The 25,028-nt window shown below is 56.7% G+C and carries 15 protein-coding genes and 1 pseudogene; 9 read left to right on the top strand and 7 right to left on the bottom strand.

Translation table 11 applies throughout. From position 1 onward, the window contains the following. Positions 1–18: 18 nt before the first annotated feature. A complete protein-coding gene (gene glpT, locus ACOYA6_RS11345) occupies positions 19–1,371 on the top strand; it encodes a glycerol-3-phosphate transporter (protein ID WP_039031005.1) in 1,353 nt (450 codons plus the stop codon). A 101-nt stretch (positions 1,372–1,472) separates the two neighbouring features. Here glpT and yfaE read toward each other — a convergent pair whose 3' ends face one another. From yfaE to ubiG, 4 genes are all read right to left on the bottom strand, one after another. Next, on the bottom strand, positions 1,473–1,727 hold the full coding sequence (gene yfaE / locus ACOYA6_RS11340; protein ID WP_138369880.1) for a class I ribonucleotide reductase maintenance protein YfaE: 255 nt from the start codon (positions 1,725–1,727) through the stop codon (positions 1,473–1,475). Continuing rightward, positions 1,727–2,857 carry a class Ia ribonucleoside-diphosphate reductase subunit beta gene (gene nrdB, locus ACOYA6_RS11335; protein ID WP_039031007.1) on the bottom strand — a complete coding sequence of 377 codons (1,131 nt, stop codon included), beginning with the start codon at positions 2,855–2,857 and terminating at the stop codon, positions 1,727–1,729. Before nrdB ends, yfaE begins: the two co-directional genes overlap by 1 nt. A gap of 100 nt (positions 2,858–2,957) precedes the next feature. Next, entirely contained in the window at positions 2,958–5,243 is a 2,286-nt protein-coding gene (gene nrdA / locus ACOYA6_RS11330) for a class 1a ribonucleoside-diphosphate reductase subunit alpha (protein WP_039031008.1), read from the bottom strand. Positions 5,244–5,576: 333 nt separating this feature from the next. Then, positions 5,577–6,305, bottom strand: coding sequence for a bifunctional 2-polyprenyl-6-hydroxyphenol methylase/3-demethylubiquinol 3-O-methyltransferase UbiG (gene ubiG / locus ACOYA6_RS11325; protein ID WP_039031009.1), 729 nt, complete (start codon positions 6,303–6,305; stop codon positions 5,577–5,579). Between the two features lie 132 nt (positions 6,306–6,437). Here ubiG and gyrA point away from each other — a divergent pair, with 132 nt between their 5' ends. Further along, entirely contained in the window at positions 6,438–9,074 is a 2,637-nt protein-coding gene (gyrA, locus tag ACOYA6_RS11320) for a DNA topoisomerase (ATP-hydrolyzing) subunit A (protein WP_039031010.1), read from the top strand. Between the two features lie 143 nt (positions 9,075–9,217). Continuing rightward, positions 9,218–12,064, top strand: coding sequence for a two-component system sensor histidine kinase RcsC (rcsC, locus tag ACOYA6_RS11315; protein ID WP_422654716.1), 2,847 nt, complete (start codon positions 9,218–9,220; stop codon positions 12,062–12,064). Between the two features lie 105 nt (positions 12,065–12,169). On the opposite strand, the gene rcsB is transcribed toward rcsC, so the two are convergent. Continuing rightward, entirely contained in the window at positions 12,170–12,820 is a 651-nt protein-coding gene (rcsB, locus tag ACOYA6_RS11310) for a response regulator transcription factor RcsB (RefSeq protein ID WP_032612710.1), read from the bottom strand. 16 nt (positions 12,821–12,836) lie between these two features. Beyond that, complete coding sequence (gene rcsD, locus ACOYA6_RS11305; RefSeq protein WP_039031012.1) at positions 12,837–15,509, bottom strand: phosphotransferase RcsD; 2,673 nt, start codon at positions 15,507–15,509, stop codon at positions 12,837–12,839. A gap of 739 nt (positions 15,510–16,248) precedes the next feature. On the opposite strand from rcsD, the gene ACOYA6_RS11300 reads away from it, so the two are divergent. From ACOYA6_RS11300 to mgtE, 6 genes are all read left to right on the top strand, one after another. Beyond that, positions 16,249–17,364 (top strand): porin OmpC, encoded by a 1,116-nt coding sequence (locus ACOYA6_RS11300; RefSeq protein WP_138369882.1) that lies wholly within the window; start codon positions 16,249–16,251, stop codon positions 17,362–17,364. A gap of 120 nt (positions 17,365–17,484) precedes the next feature. After that, positions 17,485–18,540, top strand: a complete 1,056-nt coding sequence (gene apbE / locus ACOYA6_RS11295; protein ID WP_422654715.1) for an FAD:protein FMN transferase ApbE — start codon at positions 17,485–17,487, stop codon at positions 18,538–18,540. A gap of 72 nt (positions 18,541–18,612) precedes the next feature. Further along, a complete protein-coding gene (ada, locus tag ACOYA6_RS11290) occupies positions 18,613–19,677 on the top strand; it encodes a bifunctional DNA-binding transcriptional regulator/O6-methylguanine-DNA methyltransferase Ada (RefSeq protein ID WP_422654714.1) in 1,065 nt (354 codons plus the stop codon). Next, positions 19,677–20,327 carry a DNA oxidative demethylase AlkB gene (gene alkB / locus ACOYA6_RS11285; RefSeq protein WP_039031016.1) on the top strand — a complete coding sequence of 217 codons (651 nt, stop codon included), beginning with the start codon at positions 19,677–19,679 and terminating at the stop codon, positions 20,325–20,327. Before ada ends, alkB begins: the two co-directional genes overlap by 1 nt. A gap of 76 nt (positions 20,328–20,403) precedes the next feature. Beyond that, complete coding sequence (locus tag ACOYA6_RS11280) at positions 20,404–22,047, top strand: multidrug ABC transporter permease/ATP-binding protein (protein WP_039031017.1); 1,644 nt, start codon at positions 20,404–20,406, stop codon at positions 22,045–22,047. A 141-nt stretch (positions 22,048–22,188) separates the two neighbouring features. Next, a complete protein-coding gene (gene mgtE, locus ACOYA6_RS11275; RefSeq protein WP_039031018.1) occupies positions 22,189–23,625 on the top strand; it encodes a magnesium transporter in 1,437 nt (478 codons plus the stop codon). On the opposite strand, the pseudogene ACOYA6_RS11270 reads toward mgtE, so the two are convergent. Further along, positions 23,588–24,876 (bottom strand): annotated as a pseudogene (locus tag ACOYA6_RS11270) (SulP family inorganic anion transporter). The gene mgtE and the pseudogene ACOYA6_RS11270 sit on opposite strands and share 38 nt — an antisense overlap. Positions 24,877–25,028: the final 152 nt, after the last annotated feature.

Below are 25,028 nucleotides of genomic sequence, written 5' to 3'. Positions count from 1 at the left end.
AAGGCCACGGAGGCTGTCATGCTCAGTATCTTCAAACCTGCGCCGCACAGGGCGCGTCTGCCTGAGGCAGAAATAGATCCGCTCTACCGCCGTCTGCGTTGGCAAATTTTCCTGGGGATCTTCTTCGGGTACGCGGCGTACTACCTTGTACGTAAAAACTTTGCGCTCGCCATGCCGTATCTGGTGGAGCAGGGCTTCTCCCGTGGCGATCTGGGCTTCGCGCTGTCGGGGATCTCTATCGCCTACGGGTTTTCCAAATTCATCATGGGCTCCGTGTCGGATCGCTCGAATCCGCGCGTATTCCTGCCCGCCGGTCTGATCCTGGCGGCAGCGGTGATGCTGTTTATGGGCTTTGTTCCCTGGGCAACCTCCAGCATTGCCGTCATGTTCGTCCTGCTGTTCCTCTGCGGCTGGTTCCAGGGCATGGGGTGGCCGCCATGCGGACGCACCATGGTGCACTGGTGGTCGCAAAAAGAGCGTGGCGGCATTGTGTCGGTGTGGAACTGCGCCCATAACGTGGGCGGCGGTATTCCGCCTCTGCTGTTCCTGCTGGGGATGGCCTGGTTCAACGACTGGCACGCTGCGCTCTATATGCCTGCCTTCGGCGCCATCGTGGTGGCGATTATCGCCTTCGCTCTGATGCGCGACACGCCGCAGTCCTGTGGCCTGCCGCCGATTGAAGAGTACAAAAACGACTACCCGGATGATTACAGCGAGCAGCATGAAGAAGAGCTGACCGCAAAACAGATCTTCATGAAGTACGTGCTGCCTAACAAACTGCTGTGGTACATCGCGGTGGCGAACGTCTTCGTCTACCTGCTGCGCTACGGCATCCTCGACTGGTCACCGACCTACCTGAAAGAGGTGAAGCACTTCGCGCTGGATAAATCGTCCTGGGCCTACTTCCTGTACGAATATGCCGGGATCCCGGGCACCCTGATTTGCGGCTGGATGTCGGACAAAGTGTTTAAAGGCAACCGCGGCGCAACGGGGGTGTTCTTCATGACCCTGGTGACCATCGCGACCGTTGTCTACTGGCTCAACCCGCCGGGTAATCCGGGTGTGGATATGGCCTGTATGATCGTTATCGGCTTCCTGATTTATGGTCCGGTTATGCTGATTGGTCTGCACGCCCTCGAACTGGCACCGAAAAAAGCGGCGGGGACGGCGGCTGGCTTTACCGGTCTGTTCGGCTACCTCGGCGGCTCGGTCGCAGCGAGCGCGATTGTCGGCTATACCGTTGACTTCTTTGGCTGGGACGGCGGCTTTATGGTGATGATTGGCGGCAGCGTGCTGGCGGTACTGCTGCTGATTGTGGTCATGATCGGTGAAAAACGTCACCACGCGGAAGTGCAGGCGCGTCGTCAATAAGGTTCAGGTTTATGGCTGGATAACCAGGTGGCGACTTCGCCTGACCCGGCCTGTGAACTGCGGTTTTGTAGGTCGGGTAAGCGAAGCGCCACCCGACACAATCACATCTCGATCTCAATATCCCCTTTTGCCCGGCAGCAGCAGGGCAAAATTTCCCCTTCGTTGATAAAGGCCAGCGGTTCGGTGACCCAGTCAACCTGACCGGCAACCAGACGACAGCGGCAGGAGCCGCAGTAGCCTTCGCGGCACTGGTATTCAACGGCAATCTGATGGGATTCCAGCGCAATAAGCAGGGAGGGGTGCTCTTCCTGGCACAGAACTTCTGTGCCAGAAAGACGAAGCGTCACGCGGCTCATCAGAGCTGGAAATCGCTCAAATCGTCGGTGTTAACTTCAGAGTCAATCTGACCGACAAGGTAGGAGCTCACTTCCACTTCCTGCGGCGCAACCTGGACGTTATCGGACACCAGCCAGGTGTTGATCCACGGGATCGGGTTGGAGCGGGTCTGGAACGGCAGGTCGAGACCGACCGCCTGCATACGGATGTTGGTGATGTACTCCACGTACTGGCAGAGAATATCTTTGTTCAGGCCGATCATGGAGCCGCCCTGGAACAGATATTCCGCCCACTCTTTCTCCTGCTGGGCCGCCTGGACAAACAGGTCATAGCTCTCCTGTTTGCACTCTTCAGCAATCTCGGCCATCTCCGGATCGTCCACGCCGCTGCGCAGCAGGTTCAGCATATGCTGGGTGCCTGTCAGGTGCAGGGCTTCATCGCGGGCGATGAGGCGAATGATTTTGGCATTGCCTTCCATCAGCTCGCGTTCCGCGAAGGCGAAGGAGCAGGCGAAGCTGACGTAGAAGCGGATCGCTTCCAGCGCGTTCACGCTCATCAGGCACAGGTAGAGTTTTTTCTTCAGCTCACGCAGGTTCACGGTGACGGTTTTGCCGTTCACGCTGTGGGTGCCTTCACCCAGCAGATGCCAGTAGCTGGTCATCTCGATCAGGTCGTCATAGAAGTGGGAAATGCCTTCCGCGCGCTTCAGGATCTGGTCGTTGGTCACGATATCATCGAAGACAATCGCCGGATCGTTGACGATGTTACGGATGATATGGGTGTAGGAGCGGGAGTGGATCGTCTCGGAGAACGCCCAGGTCTCAACCCAGGTTTCCAGCTCCGGGATGGAGATCAGCGGCAGCAGGGCCACGTTCGGGCTGCGCCCCTGGATGGAATCCAGCAGGGTCTGATACTTCAGGTTGCTGAGGAAGATGTGCTTTTCGTGATCCGGCAGGGCCTGGAAGTCGATACGGTCGCGGGAAACGTCAACTTCTTCCGGACGCCAGAAGAAAGAGAGTTGCTTTTCGATCAGCTTTTCGAAGATGTCATATTTTTGCTGATCGTAGCGCGCCACGTTGACCGGCTGGCCGAAGAACATCGGCTCTTTGAGCTGGTCGTTTTTCGTCTGTGAAAAGGTGGTGTATGCCATTGAAGTGAGTCCTGTTGAAATTGTATTGCCCGGCGGCACTGCGTTTGCCGGGCCTACAAAACCGTAGGCCGGGTAAGCGTAGCGCCACCCGGCATTAACATTAAATCTTACATGCGCCGCTTTCGCAGCCGTCATCCTGAATAGATGGGACCAGATCGTCCTGCGCATCTTCCGCACCGTCGCGGGTGTTTTGATAGTACAGGGTTTTCACGCCAAATTTGTAGGCGGTGAGCAGGTCTTTCAGCAGCTGCTGCATCGGCACTTTCCCTGACGGGAAGCGTGACGGATCGTAGTTGGTGTTCGCAGAGATCGACTGGTCGATAAACTTCTGCATGATACCCACCAGCTGCAGGTAGCCGTCGTTATTTGGCATCTCCCACAGCAGCTCGTAGTTGTTTTTCAGCAGCTCGTAGTCCGGCACCACCTGGCGCAGGATCCCGTCTTTCGACGCTTTGATGCTGACGTGACCGCGCGGCGGCTCAATACCGTTGGTAGCGTTGGAGATCTGCGAAGAGGTCTCGGACGGCATCAGGGCAGAGAGCGTGGAGTTACGCAGGCCGTGAGTCTTGATGGATTCGCGAAGCGCTTCCCAGTCAAGATGCAGCGGCTCATTGGCGATCGCATCCAGGTCTTTCTTGTAGGTGTCGATCGGCAGAATGCCTTTGGCGTAGGTGGTTTCGTTGAACCACGGGCAGGCACCCTGTTCGATGGCCAGCTCGTTCGAGGCTTTCAGCAGGTAGTACTGAATGGCTTCGAAGGTCTGGTGCGTCAGGTTGTTAGCGCTGCCGTCGGAATAACGCTTACCGTTTTTCGCCAGCCAGTAAGCGTAGTTAATCACGCCAATACCCAGCGTACGACGACCCATCGCACCGCGTTTTGCCGCCGGGATTGGGTAATCCTGATAATCCAGCAGCGCATCCAGAGCACGTACCGCCAGCACTGCCAGCTCTTCCAGCTCGTCAAGGCTGTTGATGGCACCCAGGTTGAACGCGGAGAGCGTACAGAGGGCGATTTCGCCGTTTTCGTCGTTCACATCTTCCAGCGGTTTGGTCGGCAGAGCGATCTCCAGACACAGGTTGGACTGGCGCACAGGCGCAACCACCGGATCGAACGGGCTGTGGGTGTTGCAGTGGTCGACGTTCTGGATGTAGATACGGCCGGTAGAGGCACGTTCCTGCATCATCAGCGAGAACAGCTCAACCGCTTTCACGCGCTGCTTACGGATGCTGTCGTCGTTTTCGTACTGCACGTACAGACGCTCGAATTCGTCCTGATCGGCGAAGAAGGCGTCGTACAGGCCCGGGACGTCGGACGGGCTGAACAGGGTGATGTCACCGCCTTTCAGCAGACGGGTGTACATCAGCTTGTTGATCTGCACGCCGTAGTCCATGTGGCGCACGCGGTTGCCTTCCACGCCACGGTTGTTTTTCAGTACCAGCAGGCTTTCGACTTCCAGATGCCACATCGGGTAGAACAGGGTGGCCGCCCCACCGCGCACGCCGCCCTGAGAGCAGGATTTCACCGCGGTCTGGAAGTGTTTGTAGAACGGGATACAGCCGGTGTGGAACGCTTCACCGCCGCGAATTGGGCTGCCCAGGGCACGAATACGACCGGCGTTGATGCCGATACCGGCACGCTGGGAAACGTATTTCACAATGGCGCTGGAGGTGGCGTTGATGGAATCCAGGCTGTCGCCGCACTCGATCAGCACGCAGGAGCTGAACTGGCGGGTTGGGGTGCGCACGCCGGACATGATCGGCGTTGGCAGAGAAATTTTAAAGGTGGAAACGGCATCGTAGAAACGCTTCACGTATTCCAGACGGGTTTCACGCGGGTAGTTAGAGAACAGGCAGGCCGCCACCAGAATGTAGAGGAACTGGGCGCTCTCGTAGATTTCGCCGGTCACGCGGTTCTGGACCAGGTATTTACCTTCCAGCTGCTTCACCGCGGCGTAGGAGAAGTTCATATCACGCCAGTGATCGATAAACCCATCCATCTGTCTGAACTCTTCTTCCGTGTAGTCTTCCAGCAGATGCATGTCGTACTTGCCGAGCTCAACCATCTTCACCACATGATCGAACAGCGCTGGCGGCTCAAACTGGCCGTAGGCTTTTTTACGCAGGTGGAAAATCGCCAGACGGGCAGCGAGGTACTGATAATCCGGTGCTTCGCGGGAGATGAGATCCGCCGCGGCTTTGATAATGGTTTCGTGGATATCAGACGTTTTGATGCCGTCATAGAACTGGATATGGGAGCGCAGTTCAACCTGAGAAATCGATACGTTATTCAGCCCTTCTGCTGCCCAGTCGAGAACTCGATGGATTTTGTCCAGATTGATACGCTCGGTAGCACCGTCGCGCTTTGTCACCAGCAGACTCTGATTCATGTGGGTTTTTACCTGTCCGTGAAAAATGAAAATATCCCCTGCTTATCCACAGGCCTCTGTGGATAAATACTATATATAGGGGTTTTACGATAAGGATAACGCTAGATGGTGAGTATTCTAGTAAGGATTCTTTTCAGCACAAGAGTTGATTTTGAGGTTAAATTCAGGTTGCCAAAGCGTGATAAAGGCTAAGTCCACGAACCATAAGGCCTGGACGAGATGTCAATATTCAGCAAAAAAAAACGAAAATTTGATCGAGTGCTGATTTCTTCAACGCATGGTCAAGATTGCGCAACCTTTGCTGCGCAATCTTTATAAGAAATCTGAATGACGTTAGTCGTTTTTGGCGGTTGTGTGCAACATATAGTTAACATCCACGCCGGGTGCCAGTTTGAACTTGTCGGTGAGCGGATTGTAGTGCAGGCCGGTCATGTGCTGCTCTTTCAGCCAGGTGCCGTCGACCCAGCTCAGCAGTTCCGCTGGCTTGATGAATTTTTTCACGTCGTGAGTGCCTTTTGGCACCATCCGCAGCACATACTCTGCGCCGACTACCGCCATCAGCCACGCCTTGCCGTTGCGGTTGATGGTGGAGAAGAACACCTGGCCGCCCGGTTTTACCAGCGCCGCACAGGCTTTTACCACCGATTGCGGGTCGGGAACGTGCTCCAGCATTTCCATGCAGGTGACGACGTCATACTGCTGGGCGTGCTCCGCCGCGTGGGCTTCCACCGTTTCCTGCACGTACTCCACCTGAATACCGCTTTCCAGCGCGTGCAGACGTGCCACCTGCAGCGGCTCAAAGCCCATATCCAGCCCGGTTACCGTGGCGCCTTCGCGCGCCATGCTCTCGGCCAGGATGCCGCCGCCGCAGCCCACATCGAGCACCTTTTTACCGAACAGACCGCCGGAACGCTCCGCGATATAGCCCAGGCGCAGGGGGTTAATGCGGTGCAACGGTTTGAACTCACCTTCAAGATCCCACCAGCGTGAGGCCACGGCTTCAAATTTGGCGATCTCTTCGTGGTCGACGTTTTGAGCCACCGGGGATTTTTCCGCATTCATGGACGCTTTTACTCCGTAATTTAAAGACGAGGAAGTATATCAGGATAACAAAGCAAATTAGTTTAAACCTAAGCGGGTGTGTTATAATTTCCGACCTTTGAATCCGGGATACAGTAGAGGGATAGCGGTTAGATGAGCGACCTTGCGAGAGAAATTACACCGGTTAACATCGAGGAAGAGCTGAAGAGCTCCTATCTGGATTATGCGATGTCGGTCATTGTTGGCCGAGCGCTGCCGGATGTCCGCGATGGACTTAAGCCGGTACACCGTCGCGTACTATACGCCATGAACGTATTGGGCAATGACTGGAATAAAGCGTACAAAAAATCTGCCCGTGTCGTTGGTGACGTAATCGGTAAATACCATCCTCATGGTGATTCCGCGGTGTACGACACCATCGTCCGTATGGCGCAGCCATTCTCGCTGCGTTACATGCTGGTTGATGGTCAGGGTAACTTCGGTTCTATCGACGGCGACTCCGCTGCGGCAATGCGTTATACGGAAATCCGCCTGGCGAAGATTGCCCATGAGCTGATGGCCGATCTGGAAAAAGAGACGGTAGATTTTGTCGACAACTATGACGGCACGGAAAAAATTCCTGACGTTATGCCGACGAAGATCCCTAACCTGCTGGTAAACGGTTCGTCCGGTATCGCCGTAGGTATGGCGACCAACATTCCGCCGCACAACATCACTGAAGTGATCAACGGCTGCCTGGCCTATATCGACGATGAAGACATCAGCATTGAAGGGCTGATGGAACACATCCCGGGCCCGGACTTCCCGACTGCAGCGATTATCAATGGCCGTCGCGGTATCGAAGAAGCGTACCGTACCGGTCGCGGCAAGATCTATATTCGTGCCCGCGCCGAAGTTGAAGCGGATGCCAAAACTGGCCGTGAGACCATTATCGTCCACGAAATTCCGTATCAGGTGAACAAAGCGCGCCTGATCGAGAAGATTGCCGAGCTGGTTAAAGAGAAACGTATTGAAGGTATCAGCGCGCTGCGTGATGAGTCTGATAAAGACGGCATGCGTATCGTGATTGAAATCAAACGCGACGCGGTAGGGGAAGTGGTTCTGAACAACCTCTACTCCCTGACTCAGCTTCAGGTCTCCTTCGGTATCAACATGGTGGCACTGCACCATGGTCAGCCGAAGATCATGAACCTGAAAGACATTCTGAGCGCGTTCGTGCGTCACCGCCGTGAAGTGGTGACCCGTCGTACCATTTTCGAACTGCGTAAAGCCCGCGATCGTGCACACATCCTCGAAGCGCTGGCCGTCGCGCTGGCGAACATCGACCCGATCATCGAACTGATCCGTCGTGCGCCAACGCCTGCCGAAGCGAAAGCGGGCCTGATCGCCAAACCGTGGGATCTGGGCAACGTCTCCTCCATGCTGGAACGTGCCGGTGACGATGCCGCGCGTCCTGAGTGGCTCGAGCCGCAGTACGGTATTCGCGATGGCAAATACTGGCTGACCGAACAGCAGGCACAGGCGATTCTGGATCTGCGTCTGCAGAAACTGACCGGCCTTGAGCACGAAAAACTGCTCGACGAGTATAAAGAGCTGCTGGAGCAGATCGCTGAACTGCTGCACATTCTGGGCAGCGCCGATCGCCTGATGGAAGTTATCCGCGAAGAGCTGGAGCTGGTCCGCGATCAGTTCGGCGATGAGCGTCGCACTGAAATCACCGCTAACTCTGCGGATATCAACATCGAAGACCTGATCAACCAGGAAGACGTTGTTGTGACCCTGTCTCACCAGGGCTACGTGAAGTACCAGCCGTTAACCGACTACGAAGCACAGCGTCGTGGCGGGAAGGGCAAATCGGCGGCACGTATTAAAGAAGAAGACTTTATCGACCGCCTGCTGGTGGCCAACACCCACGACACCATCCTCTGCTTCTCCAGCCGGGGCCGTCTGTACTGGATGAAGGTCTATCAGCTGCCGGAAGCGAGCCGTGGCGCGCGTGGACGTCCAATCGTCAACCTGCTGCCGCTGGAGCAAAACGAACGCATCACCGCGATCCTGCCGGTTCGCGAGTACGCTGAAGGCGTAAACGTCTTTATGGCGACCGCCAGCGGTACGGTGAAGAAAACTGCCCTGACCGAGTTCAGCCGCCCACGTTCTGCCGGCATTATTGCCGTCAACCTGAACGAAGGCGATGAACTGATTGGTGTGGATCTGACTTCAGGCTCTGACGAAGTGATGCTGTTCTCTGCCGCCGGTAAAGTGGTGCGCTTTAAAGAGAACGCGGTGCGCGCGATGGGTCGTACGGCGACCGGCGTTCGCGGCATCAAGCTGGCGGGTGAAGACAGCGTGGTCTCCCTGATCGTTCCACGTGGCGAAGGCGCAATCCTCACCGTCACCCAGAACGGTTACGGTAAACGTACCGCGCAGGACGAATACCCAACCAAGTCCCGTGGCACCCAGGGCGTTATCTCGATCAAAGTCACCGAGCGCAACGGTTCCGTTGTTGGCGCGGTACAGGTCGACGATGCCGACCAGATCATGATGATCACCGATGCCGGTACGCTGGTGCGTACCCGCGTATCGGAAATCAGCGTAGTCGGGCGTAACACCCAGGGCGTGATCCTCATCCGTACTGCGGAAGATGAAAACGTGGTGGGTCTGCAGCGTGTCGCTGAGCCAGTAGATGATGAAGAGCTCGACTCTATCGACGGTAGCGTGGCAGAAGGTGACGATGAAATCGCACCGGAAGCGGAAACCGACGATGATGCGGCAGATGATGCCGAAGAGTAATCTCTCCTGACGATAAAGGGCCGGTTTCCGGCCCTTTTCTTTTGCTGCGGCCCTGAATTGCAGACAACCGAACGTTGCGACGGCGGCGATTTACCGCTACCTTAACCCATTCCTTGTGATCCTGACGGCGGAGCCTCGCCCCCTTGAAATACCTCGTCTCCTTTCGAACCACGCTGAAAGTTTCTCGCTATCTTTTTCGGGCGCTGGCGCTCCTGATTTGGGTGCTGATCGCACTGTTTTCGGTGTTTTACATCGTCAATGCGCTGCACCAGAAGGAGGCGGAGATCCGCCAGGAGTTTAGTCTCAGCTTCGATCAGTCCCAGCGCTATATTCAGCGAACGTCGGACGTCATGAAGGAGCTCAAGTACATCGCCGAGAACCGTCTGACGGCGGAAAACGGCGTTCTGGCTATGCGCGGACGCGACAGTAAAGCGGATGTCCCCAACTTTGAACCTCTGTTCCCCGACTCTGACTGCTCGGCGATGGGCTCCGCATGGCGGGGTTCGCTGGAGTCGCTGGCCTGGTTTATGCGCTACTGGCGCGATAACTTCTCGGCAGCCTACGACCTTAACCGGGTCTTTCTGATTGGCAGCGAAAACCTCTGCATGGCCGATTTTGGTCTGCGCGAAGTGCCGGTGGACCGCGACAGCGCCCTGAAGACCCTGCATGAGCGGATTGTCAAATACCGTAACGCGCCGCAGGACGAGCGCGGCAATAACCTCTTCTGGATAAGCCAGGGCCCGCGTTCAGGGGTAGGCTACTTCTATGCTCTGACGCCGGTCTATCTCGGCAATCGCCTGCAGGCGATGCTCGGCATTGAGCAGTCTATCCGAATGGAGAACTTTTTCACCCCGGGCAACCTGCCGATGGGCGTTACCATTCTCGATGAAAATGGCCACACCCTGATTTCGCTGGCCGGGCCGGAATCCCGACTGAAGGTCGATCCGCGCTGGATGCAGGAGCGCTCATGGTTTGGTTACAGCGCCGGTTTTCGTGACCTTGTACTGAAAAAAAGCCTGCCGCCTTCGTCCCTGAGCATCGTTTACTCCGTGCCGGTAGATATGGTGCTGGAGCGAATTCGCATGCTGATCCTCAATTCGGTACTGCTGAACGTGCTGGTGGGGATTGCGCTCTTTACCCTTGCGCGCATGTATGAGCGCAAAATCTTTATCCCGGCGGAGGTCGATGCCCAGCGTCTTGAAGAGCACGAGCAATTCAACCGCAAAATTGTCGCCTCGGCGCCGGTGGGGATCTGTATTCTGCGCACCCTCGACGGGACCAATATCCTCAGTAACGAGCTGGCGCATAACTACCTGAATATGCTCACCCATGAGGACCGGCAGCGGCTGACGCAGATCATCTGCGGACAGCAGGTCAACTTCGTCGACGTGCTGACCAGCAACAACACCAATCTGCAGATTAGCTTTGTCCACTCGCGCTACCGCAATGAGAACGTGGCTATCTGCGTGCTGGTGGATGTCTCCGCGCGCGTCAAAATGGAAGAGTCGCTGCAGGATATGGCCCAGTCCGCTGAACAGGCCAGCCAGTCGAAATCAATGTTCCTTGCCACCGTCAGCCATGAACTGCGTACCCCGCTGTACGGGATTATCGGTAACCTCGATCTGCTGCAGACCAAAGAGCTGCCGCGCGGCGTCGACCGTCTGGTGACGGCGATGAATAACTCCTCCAGCCTGCTGCTGAAAATCATCAGCGATATTCTCGACTTCTCTAAAATTGAATCCGAGCAGCTGAAAATCGAGCCGCGCGAATTCTCGCCGCGCGAAGTGATGAACCATATCAGCGCCAACTATCTGCCGCTGGTGGTGCGTAAACAGCTGGGGCTGTACTGCTTTATCGAGCCGGACGTGCCGCTATCGCTTGAGGGCGATCCGATGCGCCTGCAGCAGGTGATCTCCAACCTGCTCAGCAACGCCATCAAGTTTACCGATATGGGCTGCATTGTGATGCACGTCAGCCGGGCAGGGGACTACCTGAGCATCCGCGTGCGTGACACCGGGGTGGGCATCCCGGCGAAAGAGGTGGTTAAGCTTTTCGATCCCTTCTTCCAGGTGGGAACCGGCGTTCAGCGCAACTTCCAGGGCACCGGGCTGGGGCTGGCGATCTGTGAAAAACTGATCAGCATGATGGACGGCGATATCTCGGTGGATACCGAGCCGGGCATGGGCAGCCAGTTCACTATCCGTATTCCGCTCTATGCCGCACAGTCTCCGGCTAACATGCCGATTGAGGGATTAAGCGATAAACGCTGCTGGCTGGCGGTTAATAACGCCTCGCTGCATGCCTATCTTGAGTCACTGCTGACGTCGCACGGCATCCGGGTGGCGCGCTACACCGGGCAAACCCCGGACGCGGACGATATGCTCCTGACTGACGATGAGCTGACGCAGCCGTGGCAGGGCAAAGCCGCGGTGATCTTCTGCCGTCGCCATATCGGTATCGCCCTGGAGCGTGCCGACGGCGAGTGGGTGAACAGCGTGGCAGCGCCGCATGAGCTGATTGCCCTGCTGGCGCGCATCTACCGTGTTGAGATGGACAGCGCAGGCGGTAGCACATCGCTGCCGTCGCCAGAGTCGGAGCAGTCCCTGAATGAGGACATGATGATCCTCGTGGTGGATGACCATCCGATTAACCGCCGTCTGCTGGCCGACCAGCTGGGCTCGCTGGGCTATCAGTGTAAAACCGCCAATGACGGCGTGGATGCCCTGAACGTGCTGAGCAAAAACCATATCGACATCGTCCTGAGCGACGTAAACATGCCGAACATGGACGGCTATCGTTTGACCCAGCGCATCCGCCAGCTCGGCCTGACGCTGCCGGTGGTGGGCGTCACCGCCAATGCGCTGGCAGAGGAGAAGCAGCGTTGTCTGGAATCGGGAATGGACAGCTGTCTGTCCAAGCCGGTAACGCTGGACGTGCTGAAACAGACGCTATCTGTGTATGCCGAGCGGGTGAGAAAAACGCGAGGATAAAAAAAAGCCCATTTATGGGCTTTTTTTGCCCGGCGGCGCTTCGCTTGCGCGGGCCTACGGGCATTGTAGGCCGGGTAAGCGAAGCGCCACCCGGCATTTCACCGATTACTCTTTATCCGCAGGACTCAGCGTGACGGAAGAGAGGTAGTTCAGCAGGGCGATATCGTTCTCAACGCCCAGCTTCATCATTGCAGATTTTTTCTGGCTACTGATGGTCTTGATGCTGCGGTTCAGCTTCTTGGCGATTTCGGTTACCAGGAAACCTTCGGCAAACAGACGCAATACTTCGCTCTCTTTTGGCGACAGGCGTTTGTCGCCGTAACCGCCAGCGCTGATTTTTTCCAGCAGGCGAGAGACGCTTTCCGGGGTGAATTTCTTCCCTTTCTGCAGCGCGGCAAGCGCCTTAGGCAGATCGGTTGGTGCGCCCTGTTTCAGGACAATCCCTTCAATATCGAGATCCAGAACGGCACTTAAAATCGCCGGGTTATTGTTCATGGTCAGCACGATAATCGAAATGCTTGGGAAATGGCGCTTGATGTATTTGATCAGCGTAATCCCGTCACCGTACTTATCTCCAGGCATGGAAAGGTCGGTGATGAGCACGTGCGCATCAAGCTTAGGCAGGTTATTAATCAGTGCTGTGGAGTCTTCAAATTCACCGACTACATTCACCCACTCGATCTGTTCAAGTGATTTGCGAATACCGAACAGTACAATCGGATGGTCATCGGCAATAATTACGTTCATATTGTTCATGTATAGGGCTACCTTGCTACAGCAAGCTTTTGACGTAGGCGTCAATGTCGCTGATGTATTTTTCTATGCTGGCGGCATCTTTCTCACGAATAAGATGTTCCAGCGTTTCACATAATTGCTTGCCTGGAACCAGATTAAGCATGGCAAACACCCCTTTGAGCCGGTGTGCTGTTTGAGCCAGCGCCGCGAAGTCGTTCGCGGCCGACTCAGTATACAACCTCTTAACATCATCTGGTACTGTGTCTACAAAGAGCGAATAATATCCGCTGGCATGAAGTTCAGCATTTCCGTTGCCGCCCAGTGGGGATTCCGGGATCGTTTCCTGCGACAGCTGCTCTTCTATTAGTTGTAGTACAGCTTCCTGCATAGCATTGCTCATATTAAAGTTGACGCGCACCTGGCCGGGGCCAATTTTTCGCACGCCTGGCTCATCATCGCTTAAAAGCAAGCCCGAGGCAGTAAGATTAGACGGATTATCCGTTAAAAAGAGATCATATTCTTGACTTGCCAGCCTTTCGTCCGGGGAAATACAGCTTGCGCCCCAGTTTTCCAGCTGACGAACCACGATATTGCGGATCTCGTTTGAGGTCACGTCTACCATGATCACCACGTCATCCAGCAGGCGTTCATCTTCCTCTGCTTCCTGCGGCGTGGCTGGCATTTTCACGTGCAGAGAGTAGCGGGTGCCCAGAGATTCACGCGCTTTGATATTCAGATGGCCGCCCAGCTTGCGCGCCAGCTGATCGCAGAGCCAGAAGGTGAGGGCGTTGGCTTTGCCATAGTTGTCGCCCTGGGTCTCGTTGAGGAAAGGGAAGTGCAGATTGTCGATTTCACTGGCCGTGACCCCCTCGCCGGTATCCAGGATACGGAAGGTAAGGCGGTCGTCGGCCGACTCATCGCTGCTCACTTCGAGAGTAATCTTGCCGATCTGGGTGGTGGTGACCGCGTACTGGATCAGCATCAGCAGAATGCGGCGCAGGGCGTCACGGTCGCCATGACGTTCATCATTCGCGCGCAGCGGGTTGTTAATCAGCAGCTGCAGCCCTTTGCGCTTGATCACCGGCAGCACTTCCGGCACCACTTCATCGATCAGATCCTGAATCGAGAACAGCGACGCATTGCCCTTCCAGGTGTCATTTTCCAGCATGTTGGCCAGCTGGATCTCATCCACCAGCCGCACCAGCGTGTCGGCATGAGAAGACAGCTGCAGGCTCTCCGGGCTGGATAAATGGGCGGCTTCGCTGGCCAGCGCCTTCAGCGGCAGCTTGAACGCCTCGCCGATATTCTGCATAAACGCCGCGCGGCCCTGCTGGTTTTTCTCGTACAGCCTTTGCGCCTGCTTGAGCTTTTTATTGACCAGCACCTCGCGATCCTGATCGCGAATAATGAAAATCTGCGTGCGCGACGCCACCTGGCTGCGGAACTGACGGATTTCGTACAGTTCGTTATTAATGGTGGCCTGAATCACCCCCTGGTGCTGATCCGCCATGCTGGTGATGTTCTGCAGATTCAGGTGCGGCAGCAGGTGGTCGGCAATTTTGTTACTGATCACCGTCCGGTTGGCTTCCTGATCGTGCACCAGCAGGCCGAGCGGCAGCACGGAGACTATCTCTTCATTCAGCGCGCGCAGGACGCGCAGCTCGTTGCTGGTGCCGGACGCAACGGGGACATCGCTCTGGCGACCCGGCTGCGAGCGGAAGGTGCTGTAACCGAACAGCGCCAACGCCAGCAGACCGATATTAAGCAGCAGCGGCAACAGAATATTTTGCAGGGTATCAAGCAGAAGGGTACCGAAAGGCACCTGCCAGACCAGGCGCATGCCGGTGGTGTTCAGGGTTGAAGCAATCTCGATTTTCGAACCATTAAAGGAGATAGAGACGCTGTCCGGGCTCTCTTTGTCCGTCGGTGCGCGCAGGTTTTGTACCGTGTTGTCCTGTTCCAGACGGAAGCTGTCGAGCGGCATATCCGGTGGGATCAGATCGTTGATCGGCAGATCGAAGGCCACCACCGTCGCCAGATGGCCTGGCTGATTGAAGGTGGTGCGCAGGGTAAAATAGTGGCCGTTTTGCCAGGCCAGCCGGCGCAGGGAGGAGAAACTTTCGCGCTCGTCCAGGGCGTTAGCCTGCTGCAGCATCTCCGCGCGGCGGGAATCGACAATGTTACCCACCGTAGACTCTTTAAACCCGGAAGAGAGATCCTTAAGCGGCAGGGTGGAGATCAGGATCATGCTGTTGTCCTGACCGTTGAGATAGTACATCGACCAGGGAACCGTCTCCGCGCCCCACAGCGTATCCAGGTAAGTTGACATCCGCTGGGTCATCTCCAGCGTGGCGCTGTCGTGGGAACCGAAGATCAGGGCCTCGGTTTTGCGTCGCGTTTTCTCAAGATAGTAGACGTCCTGTTTCAGGCGCGTCTCCTGAAGCCCTTCCGCAGAGGAGGTGGTTGGGGTCGCCGCAATGTTGTCGTAGATCTGCCAGGTGGCATAGCGCCAGGTGTCGATGCGTTTATGCAGCGCGTGGCTGATATCGACAATCTGGTAGCTGCGGTCTTTGAGCCAGGTATTCACGGCGCTCTGCACCATCACGCCCATGGTCACTAACAGCACAACGATCAGTAGAAGAAAGAAACGCGTAATGCTGCCCGGAAGCAGGGAGAACTTGTTCGCGGTTGTGATATCAGACTGACTCATTGATGTGTTTAATCCGTTATGGCTGCGCTGCAGGCGAGTAGGGCAGTATAAAGCGTAATAATCGAATTTCCAGCCTCACTCTCTCGCATATGCTGACTTTTTCGACGCGTTGCGCAAAACAAACGAACCGCGTTAAATCTGTACGTTCGGATCAATATTGTACAAATAATTGACAATTTCGCGAAAAAATAGCACGAATAAACAAGAAATTAAATCAACCATTCAATTTCTGAGGCTAAAAATAGTACGCGAGGATTTAATTAATAGTCGTTATAGTTTCAGGTGGGTAGCACAAATTATTTGAATTTGCGTAAAGATGAGTAAAAAAAAACCGAATGCATTGCATTCGGTTCAATTCTGGATAAACAGACATTCAAATTTGAATGACGGTAATAAATAAAGTTAATGATGATAGCGAGAGATATTTTAGTAGCCGCCGGGATTTTTGTTTTGTCAATCAGTGCTATAATTTATTTTTCTGTAAGTTGTTGAATTTAATTGTTTATTTTAACTTTTTGATTATTGGTGCTTTATTTTTTAACTTATTGTGCGGCAAAAAAGTTCCCTCATATTTACAAATTGAAACATCTATACGGCAATATGAAACATCTTAAAAGTTTTCGTATCATATTCTTGTTGGATTATTCTGTATTTTTGCGGAGAATGAACTTGCCGACTGGTTAAGAGGGTTAATCAGTAAGCAGTGGTAATAAAAGACATATAACAGAGGGTTAAAATAATGAAAGTTAAAGTACTGTCCCTCCTGGTGCCAGCACTGCTGGTAGCAGGAGCAGCGAATGCGGCTGAAATTTACAACAAAGACGGCAACAAATTAGATCTCTACGGTAAAGTAGACGGTCTGCACTATTTCTCTGATGACGAAGGCGCTGACGGCGACCAGACCTACATGCGTATCGGCTTCAAAGGCGAAACTCAGGTTAACGATCAGATCACTGGTTACGGTCAGTGGGAATACAACGTTCAGGCTAATGACACAGAAAGCAGCAGCAACCAGTCCTGGACTCGTGTGGCCTTCGCAGGTCTGAAATTCGCTGAAGCAGGTTCTTTCGACTACGGTCGTAACTACGGCGTGATCTACGACGTAACCTCCTGGACCGACGTTCTGCCAGAATTCGGCGGCGACACCTACGGTTCCGACAACTTCATGCAATCCCGTGGTAACGGCGTTGCTACCTACCGTAACCAGGACTTCTTCGGTCTGGTTGATGGCCTGAACTTTGCTCTGCAGTACCAGGGTAAAAACGGCAGCGTCAGCGGCGAGAACGTCGGTGGCCGTAGCCTGCTGAAACAGAACGGTGACGGCTTCGGCGGCTCCCTGACCTACGATCTGGGCGAAGGCTTCAGCGTGGGTGCGGCAGCGTCTTCTTCTAAACGTACCGCAGACCAGAACGGTCCAGGCGTTTATGGCCGTGGCGACCACGCTGAAGTTTACAGCGGCGGCCTGAAATACGATGCGAACAACATCTACCTGGCAGCGCAGTACTCCCAGACCTACAACGCGACCCGTTTCGGTAACTCTCAGAGCGATGCCCCTAACGCAGTTTACGGCTTTGCTAACAAAGCGCAGAACTTCGAAGTGGTTGCACAGTACCAGTTCGACTTCGGTCTGCGTCCATCCGTGGCTTACCTGCAGTCCAAAGGTAAGGACATCGAAGGTAACGGCGACCAGGATCTGCTGAAATATGTTGATGTTGGTGCGACTTACTACTTCAACAAAAACATGTCCACCTACGTTGATTACAAAATCAACCTGCTGGATGACAACGCGTTCACCGACCGCGCTGGCATCAGCACCGATGACATCGTAGCGCTGGGTCTGGTTTACCAGTTCTAAGTCTTACGTCGTATTGCGAAAGGGGCCAACTGGCCCCTTTTTTTGGTTTTGCTGTCAGGCCCTTACAAAGCCTGCTTTTTGGTGTACTCTTGCCGGTCTCAGGCTTGAGGATAATAACGAATGGAAATTACTTTTCTGCGTGTCGGCTTTCTGGCGACCCTGTTTATGCTGTCAGCATGTGATGCCCCAACACCGCCGGTAAAGAGCGAAACCGCCGCCGCGACGGTACTGGAAGGGAAAACGATGGGCACCTTCTGGCGCGTCAGCGCCATCGATCTCTCCGCTGCCCGGGCAGAAGAGCTGCGCGGCAAGATCCAGTCTCAGCTGGATGGCGATGACCAGCTGATGTCCACCTATAAGAACGACTCGGCGCTGATGCGCTTTAACCAGTCGAAGAGCACTTCACCCTGGCCGGTGAGCGAAGCGATGGCGGATATAGTCACCGAATCGCTGCGGGTGGGCTACAAAACCAACGGCGCGATGGATATTACCGTCGGCCCTCTGGTTAACCTGTGGGGCTTTGGCCCGAACAAGCAGCCGGTACAAATACCCGACCAGGCGCAAATTGACGATGCCCGCGCGCAAACGGGGCTAGAGCATCTGTCGGTGATTAATCAGTCCGGCCAGCAGTATCTGCAAAAAGACATTCCCGATCTGTTTGTCGATCTCTCCACGGTGGGTGAGGGCTATGCTGCCGATCACCTGGCGCAGCTGATGGCCGAAGAGGGGATCTCCCGCTATCTGGTCTCCGTGGGCGGGGCGCTGGTCAGCCGGGGCATGAATGCGAGTGATAAGCCCTGGCGCGTGGCGATCCAGAAGCCGACCGACAGGGAGAATGCTGTGCAGGCCATTGTCGATATCAACGGCCACGGCATCAGCACCTCCGGCAGCTACCGCAACTACTATGAACTGGACGGCAAGCGTATTTCCCACGTGATCGATCCCCAGACTGGCAGTCCGATTACCCATAGTCTGGTGTCGGTGACGGTGATCGCCCCGACGGCTCTCGAAGCCGATGCCTGGGATACCGGTCTGATGGTGCTGGGGGCGGAAAAAGCCAAAGAGATCGTGCGGCAGCAAGGTCTGGCGGTCTATATGATCACCCGTGAAGGCGAGGGCTTTAAAACCTGGATGTCCCCGCAGTTCGCCAGTTTCCTCGTTAACGGGGCGAATTAAAAAGCAAGGTTGCGGGTTTTTGTCGGCTGGCGCTCAGGCAGGCTATGAGTATGCTTAAAGAAGGAGCCGATCATGAAAAAGCCAAACCTGAATAATGATGACCAACGCTGGCTGGCGGTGCTGGCCCGCGATTGTCATGCCGACGGTCAGTTCGTTTTTGCCGTACAGACCACCGGTATCTTCTGCCGCCCGTCCTGCCGGGCGCGCCATGCCCTGCGCGAAAACGTCCGCTTTTATCCCGATGCCCGCCACGCTGAACAGGCGGGTTTTCGCCCCTGTAAGCGCTGCCGCCCGGATCAAGAGGATCCGCAGGCGCAGCGCGTCGCCACCATCGAAAAAGCCTGCCGGTTACTGGAGCAGGAAGAGCCCCTGACCCTGGAGATGCTGGCGCAGCAGGTGGCGATGAGCCCGTATCATCTTCATCGTCTGTTTAAATCCTCGACCGGCATGACGCCGAAAGGCTGGCAGCAGGCTGCCCGGGCAAAAAGACTCCGCGATGCCCTGGGGCAGGGCGAGAGCATTACCGACTCCGTGCTGGCGGCGGGATTCCCCGACAGCAGCAGCTACTATCGCAACGCCGATGCCACACTGGGGATGACCGCGAAGCAGTACCGCAGCGGCGGGGAAGAGACCACCGTGCGTTACGCCCTGAGTGACTGCGCGCTGGGGCGCTGCCTGGTGGCGGAAAGCGGGCGGGGCGTCTGCGCGATTTTGCCCGGCGATGACGACAGCGCCCTGATTGCCGAGCTGGAGACGATGTTTCCTCACGCCCACAGGGAGCAGGCCGATGCCGCCTTTGCCTCGCGCGTCGCCCGGGTGATCGCCAGCATTGATAACCACGCCGTCGCGCTCACGCTGCCGCTGGATATTCGCGGCACCGCCTTTCAGCGCCAGGTCTGGCAGGCCCTGCGCGCCATTCCAGACGGAGAGACGGCAAGCTATCAGCAGGTGGCCAACGCCATCGGGCATCCCGGCGCGGTGCGTGCGGTGGCCCGGGCCTGTGCCGCCAACAAACTGGCAATCGTTATTCCCTGCCATCGGGTGGTACGCAGCGACGGCGGGCTCTCGGGCTACCGCTGGGGCACGGCCCGCAAAGCGGCGTTACTGCGTCGTGAAGCCAAAAAAGAGGAGGTGTGATGCTCGATCTTTTTGCCGATGAACAACCCTGGCAGGAGCCGCTGGCACCCGGGGCGGTGATCCTGCGCCGCTTCGCCCGGGCTGGCGGGCCTGCGTTAATGCAGGCCATCGACCAGGTGGCAGGCGTCTCGCCGTTTCGCCAGATGGTCACCCCTGGGGGATACACCATGTCGGTGGCGATGACCAACTGCGGCGGGCTGGGCTGGACCACCAATCAGCGGGGCTACCTCTATTCTCCGCTCGACCCGCTCACCGCGGCCCCCTGGCCGCCGATGCCGGAGGCGTTTGCCACTCTGTGCCATGATGCCGCCTGCGCGGCGGGCTATCCCGAGTTTCAGCCGGATGCCTGCCTTATCAACCGCTACGCCGTCGGGGCAAAGCTCTCTCTTCATCAGGATAAAGATGAAGCGGACCTGCGGGCGCCGATTGTCTCGGTATCGCTGGGCCTGCCCGCCGTATTCCAGTTCGGCGGATTGCGCCGCAACGATCCGCTTAAACGCCTGCTGCTGGAGCATGGCGACGTGGTGGTCTGGGGTGGGCCATCGAGACTGTTTTACCATGGCATTCAGCCGCTTAAGCCGGGGACCCATCCGCTTACCGGCGACTATCGCTACAACCTCACCTTCCGCCAGGCAGCGAACAACGAATAAAAATAAGAATTATTCTTGATGTAAGCGGCGAGCAGTTTACACTGCTGGCTGTTTTTTCTTGTCTGGATTGCTCTGCATGGAACTCCTGTTACTGGTCTGGCGTCAATATCGCTGGCCGTTTATCGCGGTGATGGCATTAAGCCTGCTCAGCGCCGCGCTGGGTATCGGGCTTATCGCCTTTATCAACCTGCGTTTAATTGAAACCGTCGACACCACCCTGATGGTGCTGCCGGAATTTCTCGGTCTGCTGGTTCTGCTGATGGCCGTCACGCTGGGCTCGCAGCTGGCGCTGACGACGCTGGGTCACCACTTCGTCTACCGCCTGCGCAGCGAGTTCATCAAGCGGATTCTGGATACCCAGGTTGAACGTGTAGAGCAGCTGGGCAGCGCCTCGCTGCTGGCCGGGTTAACCAGCGACGTTCGCTCGATCACCATCGCCTTTGTGCGTCTGCCGGAACTGGTGCAGGGGATCATTCTGACCTTCGGATCGGCGGCTTATCTGGCCTGGCTCTCCACCAAAATGCTGGCGATCACCGCCCTGTGGATTGCGATCACCATCTGGGGCGGCTACCTGCTGGTGTCACGCGTCTACAAGCACATGGCGGTACTGCGCGAAACCGAAGACAAGCTCTATAACGACTATCAGACGGTGCTGGAAGGGCGCAAAGAGCTGACCCTCAACCGCGAGCGCGCCGAGCACATCTTCAATAACCTCTATATCCCGGATGCCCGTGAATATCGCCACCACATCGTGCGGGCCGATACCTTCCACCTGAGCGCGGTTAACTGGTCAAATATCATGATGCTGGGGGCGATTGGTCTGGTCTTCTGGATGGCCAACAGCCTCGGCTGGGCAGACACCAACGTCGCCGCCACCTACTCGCTGACGCTGCTGTTCCTGCGCACGCCGCTGCTTTCTGCGGTCGGCGCGCTGCCGACCCTGCTCAGCGCCCAGGTGGCCTTTAACAAGCTGCGCAAGTTTGCGCTTGCGCCGTACAAAGCGGAGTTCCCACGCCCGCAGGCATTCCCGAACTGGCAGACGCTGGAGCTGCGCAACGTGACGTTTAAGTACCAGGACAACGACTTCTCCGTCGGGCCGGTGAACTTAACCCTTAACCGCGGCGAACTGCTGTTCCTGATTGGCGGCAACGGCAGCGGCAAATCAACCCTGGCGATGCTCCTGACCGGGCTGTACCAGCCCCAGTCGGGGGAGATCCTGCTGGACGGTAAACCGCTGAGCGCCGAAAAACCGGAAGATTACCGCAAGCTGTTCTCCGCGGTGTTTACCGACGTCTGGCTGTTCGATCAGCTGCTGGGCCCGGAAGGCAGGCAGGCCGATCCGGCGCTGGTGGAAAAATGGCTGGCGCACCTGCAAATGTCGCACAAGCTGGAGCTGCAGGATGGCAAGATCCTCAACCTTAAGCTGTCGAAAGGGCAGAAGAAGCGCGTAGCCCTGCTGCTGGCCCTGGCGGAAGAGCGCGACATCATTCTGCTGGATGAGTGGGCGGCGGATCAGGACCCGCATTTCCGCCGCGAGTTTTATCAGGTGCTGCTCCCGCTGATGCAGCAGATGGGCAAAACCATCTTTGCCATCAGCCATGACGATCACTACTTTATCCATGCCGACCGCCTGCTTGAGATGCGCAGCGGCCAGCTGACGGAACTGACCGGTGCCGAACGTGATGCCGCGTCGCGTGATGCGGTAGCCCGTACCGCATAACCCGCCTGCCCGGTGGCGCTCTGCCGCCGGGTCTGTTTTCTCCGCCTGCTGCTTTTTTATCCTCTCCTCTCATCCGTTTATTAATATTTACACAAGCCCACGCTATGCTTAATGCCAACTCATTTAATGGATTGATAATTGATGTCTGGATTAACGAAAAATAGCGCACGGCTGCGCGATGAAGAGCGTGCGCGCCTGATCTGGCTGATGACCACCGACAAAGCGCTCACTTCAACCCTGCTGGGCAAACTGACCCTGGCTGAGCAATATGATGTCGGGACGTTAGCCGACGATATTGCTGAGGTAGGGGCGCTGGTGGCACATTTGCCGCCGCCCGATCTCGCCGACACCCTTGAAGCGCTGCCCTCGGAAGAGCGCCACGCCCTGTGGCGGCTGGTCGAGGATCACGAGCGCGGGCAGGTACTGCTGGAGGCCTCAGAAAACGTCTGGGACGATCTGATCGATGAGATGAGCGACCACGCCATTCTCGACGCGGTCCGCACGCTGGACATCGACGACCAGCTCTACCTGGTCCAGCATCTGCCGCGAAACCTGACCGGACGACTGCTGGCCTCGCTGCCGCCTCAGGACCGCGCCCGCGTTCATCAGGTCATGCACTATGAGCAGGACCGCGTCGGCGCGATCATGGAGTTCAGCGTGATCACCGTGCGACCGGACGTGACCCTGGGCACCGTCCAGCGCTACCTGCGGCGGCTGGGCAAAATGCCGAAAAACACCGACAAGCTGTTTGTTACCGCGCGGGATAAAAGCCTGCTCGGCGAGCTTGAGCTGCAGACCATCCTGCTGAACAGCGCTCAGACCCGCGTCAGCGAGGTGATGGAAACGGAGCCGATGCTCTTCTCCCCGGAAGACGACGCCGAAAAGGCTGCCCGCACCTTTGAGCGTGACAACCTGCTCAGCGCCGGGGTGGTGGACTCGGTGGGTAAGCTGATGGGGCGTCTGACCATCGATGAGATCGTCGACGTGGTCTATAAAGAGACCGACAACGACATGCGCGCCCTCGGGGGATTGAGCGCCGAAGAGGATGTGTACGCCCCGGTGAGCAAGGCGGTGAAAACCCGCTGGGCGTGGCTGGCGATCAACCTCTGTACCGCGTTTATCGCCTCGCGGGTGATCGACGGGTTTGAACACACCATCTCCCAGCTGGTGGCGCTGGCCTCGCTGATGCCTATCGTGGCAGGGATTGGCGGCAACACCGGTAACCAGACCATCACCATGATCGTGCGCGCCCTGGCGCTGCAGCATATTCAGCCGGGCAACTTTACCTTCCTGATCCTGCGCGAACTGGGCGTGGCGCTGATCAACGGCCTGGTGTGGGGCGGGATTATGGGGGGTGTGACCTGGTGGCTGTATGACGATATGGCGCTGGGCGGGGTGATGACCCTGGCGATGGTGCTGAACCTGCTGGTGGCGGCGCTGATGGGGGTAATCATCCCGATGGTAATGACCCGCCTCGGGCGCGACCCCGCAGTGGGGTCGAGCGTGATGATCACCGCCATCACCGATACCGGCGGCTTCTTTATTTTTCTTGGGCTGGCGACGCTGTTTCTACTGTAGCGGCGCTATGGCGACGCAGGCGGGCAGGGAGGATCGCCATCATGATAATCCCGCCCACTACGCCAATCGCCAGATTGCCGGTTGAAACGGTGGCCCCGACGGTCACCAGCATCACCAGGGTTTCCGCAACCGGCGCGCCTTTCACCGTGGCAGGGCGAATGCTCTGCCAGTTAAAGGTCTTGATGGCGACAATCGCCATGATCCCCGCCAGCACCGCCATCGGAATTTTAGCCATCACTTCGCTCAGGGCGGTCACCAGCAACAGCAGCACCAGCCCGGCGGCAAAGGTCGAGACGCGGCTACGTCCTTTGCCCATTTCGACGTTAACGATAGTCTGACCGATCATCGCGCAACCGGCGATCCCACCGAAGAAGCCCGCCATGATATTCGCCACGCCAAGCCCCATGCTCTCGCGGCGCTTGCTGGACGGGGTGGCCGTCAGCTCATCCACCAGCTTGGCGGTCAGGAGTGATTCCATCAGGCCGACAAAAGCAATACTCAGGGCGCAGGGCCAGATAATGCTCAGGGTGTGCAGATTCAGCGGCACCAGCATCTGGGTGATCCCCGGCAGGCCGCCGCCAATGGAGCCTTCGTCGCCGACGGTCGGCAGCAGCTGGCCGCTGGTCACGGTGTAAATCGTCAGCACCACGATGGCAATCAGCGGGGAAGGAATACTTTTAATGTAGCGGGGGGCCCAGAGCACAATCAGCAGCGTAAGCACAAACAGGCCGACAATCAGCGGGCTTCTGCTCCAGAAATGCGGTACCTGAGCGAAGAAAATCAAAATCCCCAGAGCGTTAACAAACCCGGTCATTACCGCCTGCGGGATAAAGCGCATCAGCCGCGCCATTCCCAGCGCCCCGAACAGGATCTGGATCAGGCCCGCCAGCAGCACCGCCGGCAGAATATACTGCGCGCCATGCTGATGAACCATCGGCCCGATCACCAGCGCCACGGAACCCGCAGCGGCGGTTACCATTGCCGGGCGACCGCCCATTACCGACAGCCCCAGACACAGAACTACCGAAGCGAACAGACTTACTTTCGGGTCGACGCCCGCGACCACGGAGAAGGAGATCACCTCCGGAATCAACGCCAGAGCGGTGATCACACCGGCCAGTATTTCACGTACAAAAAGCGTTGGAGAGCGCAACACAGCGGTTACGCGACTTTCATTGGGCATTAAAGATTGAGACATAGGATTCGCAGGTTTGGGCGGGCTTCCGTGCGCGCGATCACAAAGTGCAGCATAGTAGCCACAAAATGACCGTTTTGCCAGCCGGACACGCCATTCCCATACAAACATTCCACCATTAAATTTCACAATTACAATAATTTCTTAACCTTTAAACAATATTTAAATGTTGCTACCGTGGCGCCGCACTCGACTTCATCTGCATAAA

This window comes from Leclercia barmai, from assembly GCF_049312895.1.
GTDB classification, from domain to species: domain Bacteria; phylum Pseudomonadota; class Gammaproteobacteria; order Enterobacterales; family Enterobacteriaceae; genus Enterobacter; species Enterobacter barmai.
This window is presented reverse-complemented; position numbering and strand designations above follow the sequence as displayed.

What these genes read in the sequence shown, in the direction of transcription:
- glpT (WP_039031005.1), top strand. Translation starts at nt 19, where the DNA reads ATGCTCAGTATCTTCAAACCTGCGCCGCACAGGGCGCGTCTGCCTGAG.
- yfaE (WP_138369880.1), bottom strand. Translation starts at nt 1,727, where the DNA reads ATGAGCCGCGTGACGCTTCGTCTTTCTGGCACAGAAGTTCTGTGCCAG.
- nrdB (WP_039031007.1), bottom strand. Translation starts at nt 2,857, where the DNA reads ATGGCATACACCACCTTTTCACAGACGAAAAACGACCAGCTCAAAGAG.
- nrdA (WP_039031008.1), bottom strand. Translation starts at nt 5,243, where the DNA reads ATGAATCAGAGTCTGCTGGTGACAAAGCGCGACGGTGCTACCGAGCGT.
- ubiG (WP_039031009.1), bottom strand. Translation starts at nt 6,305, where the DNA reads ATGAATGCGGAAAAATCCCCGGTGGCTCAAAACGTCGACCACGAAGAG.
- gyrA (WP_039031010.1), top strand. Translation starts at nt 6,438, where the DNA reads ATGAGCGACCTTGCGAGAGAAATTACACCGGTTAACATCGAGGAAGAG.
- rcsB (WP_032612710.1), bottom strand. Translation starts at nt 12,820, where the DNA reads ATGAACAATATGAACGTAATTATTGCCGATGACCATCCGATTGTACTG.
- rcsD (WP_039031012.1), bottom strand. Translation starts at nt 15,509, where the DNA reads ATGAGTCAGTCTGATATCACAACCGCGAACAAGTTCTCCCTGCTTCCG.
- ACOYA6_RS11300 (WP_138369882.1), top strand. Translation starts at nt 16,249, where the DNA reads ATGAAAGTTAAAGTACTGTCCCTCCTGGTGCCAGCACTGCTGGTAGCA.
- apbE (WP_422654715.1), top strand. Translation starts at nt 17,485, where the DNA reads ATGGAAATTACTTTTCTGCGTGTCGGCTTTCTGGCGACCCTGTTTATG.
- ada (WP_422654714.1), top strand. Translation starts at nt 18,613, where the DNA reads ATGAAAAAGCCAAACCTGAATAATGATGACCAACGCTGGCTGGCGGTG.
- alkB (WP_039031016.1), top strand. Translation starts at nt 19,677, where the DNA reads ATGCTCGATCTTTTTGCCGATGAACAACCCTGGCAGGAGCCGCTGGCA.
- ACOYA6_RS11280 (WP_039031017.1), top strand. Translation starts at nt 20,404, where the DNA reads ATGGAACTCCTGTTACTGGTCTGGCGTCAATATCGCTGGCCGTTTATC.
- mgtE (WP_039031018.1), top strand. Translation starts at nt 22,189, where the DNA reads ATGTCTGGATTAACGAAAAATAGCGCACGGCTGCGCGATGAAGAGCGT.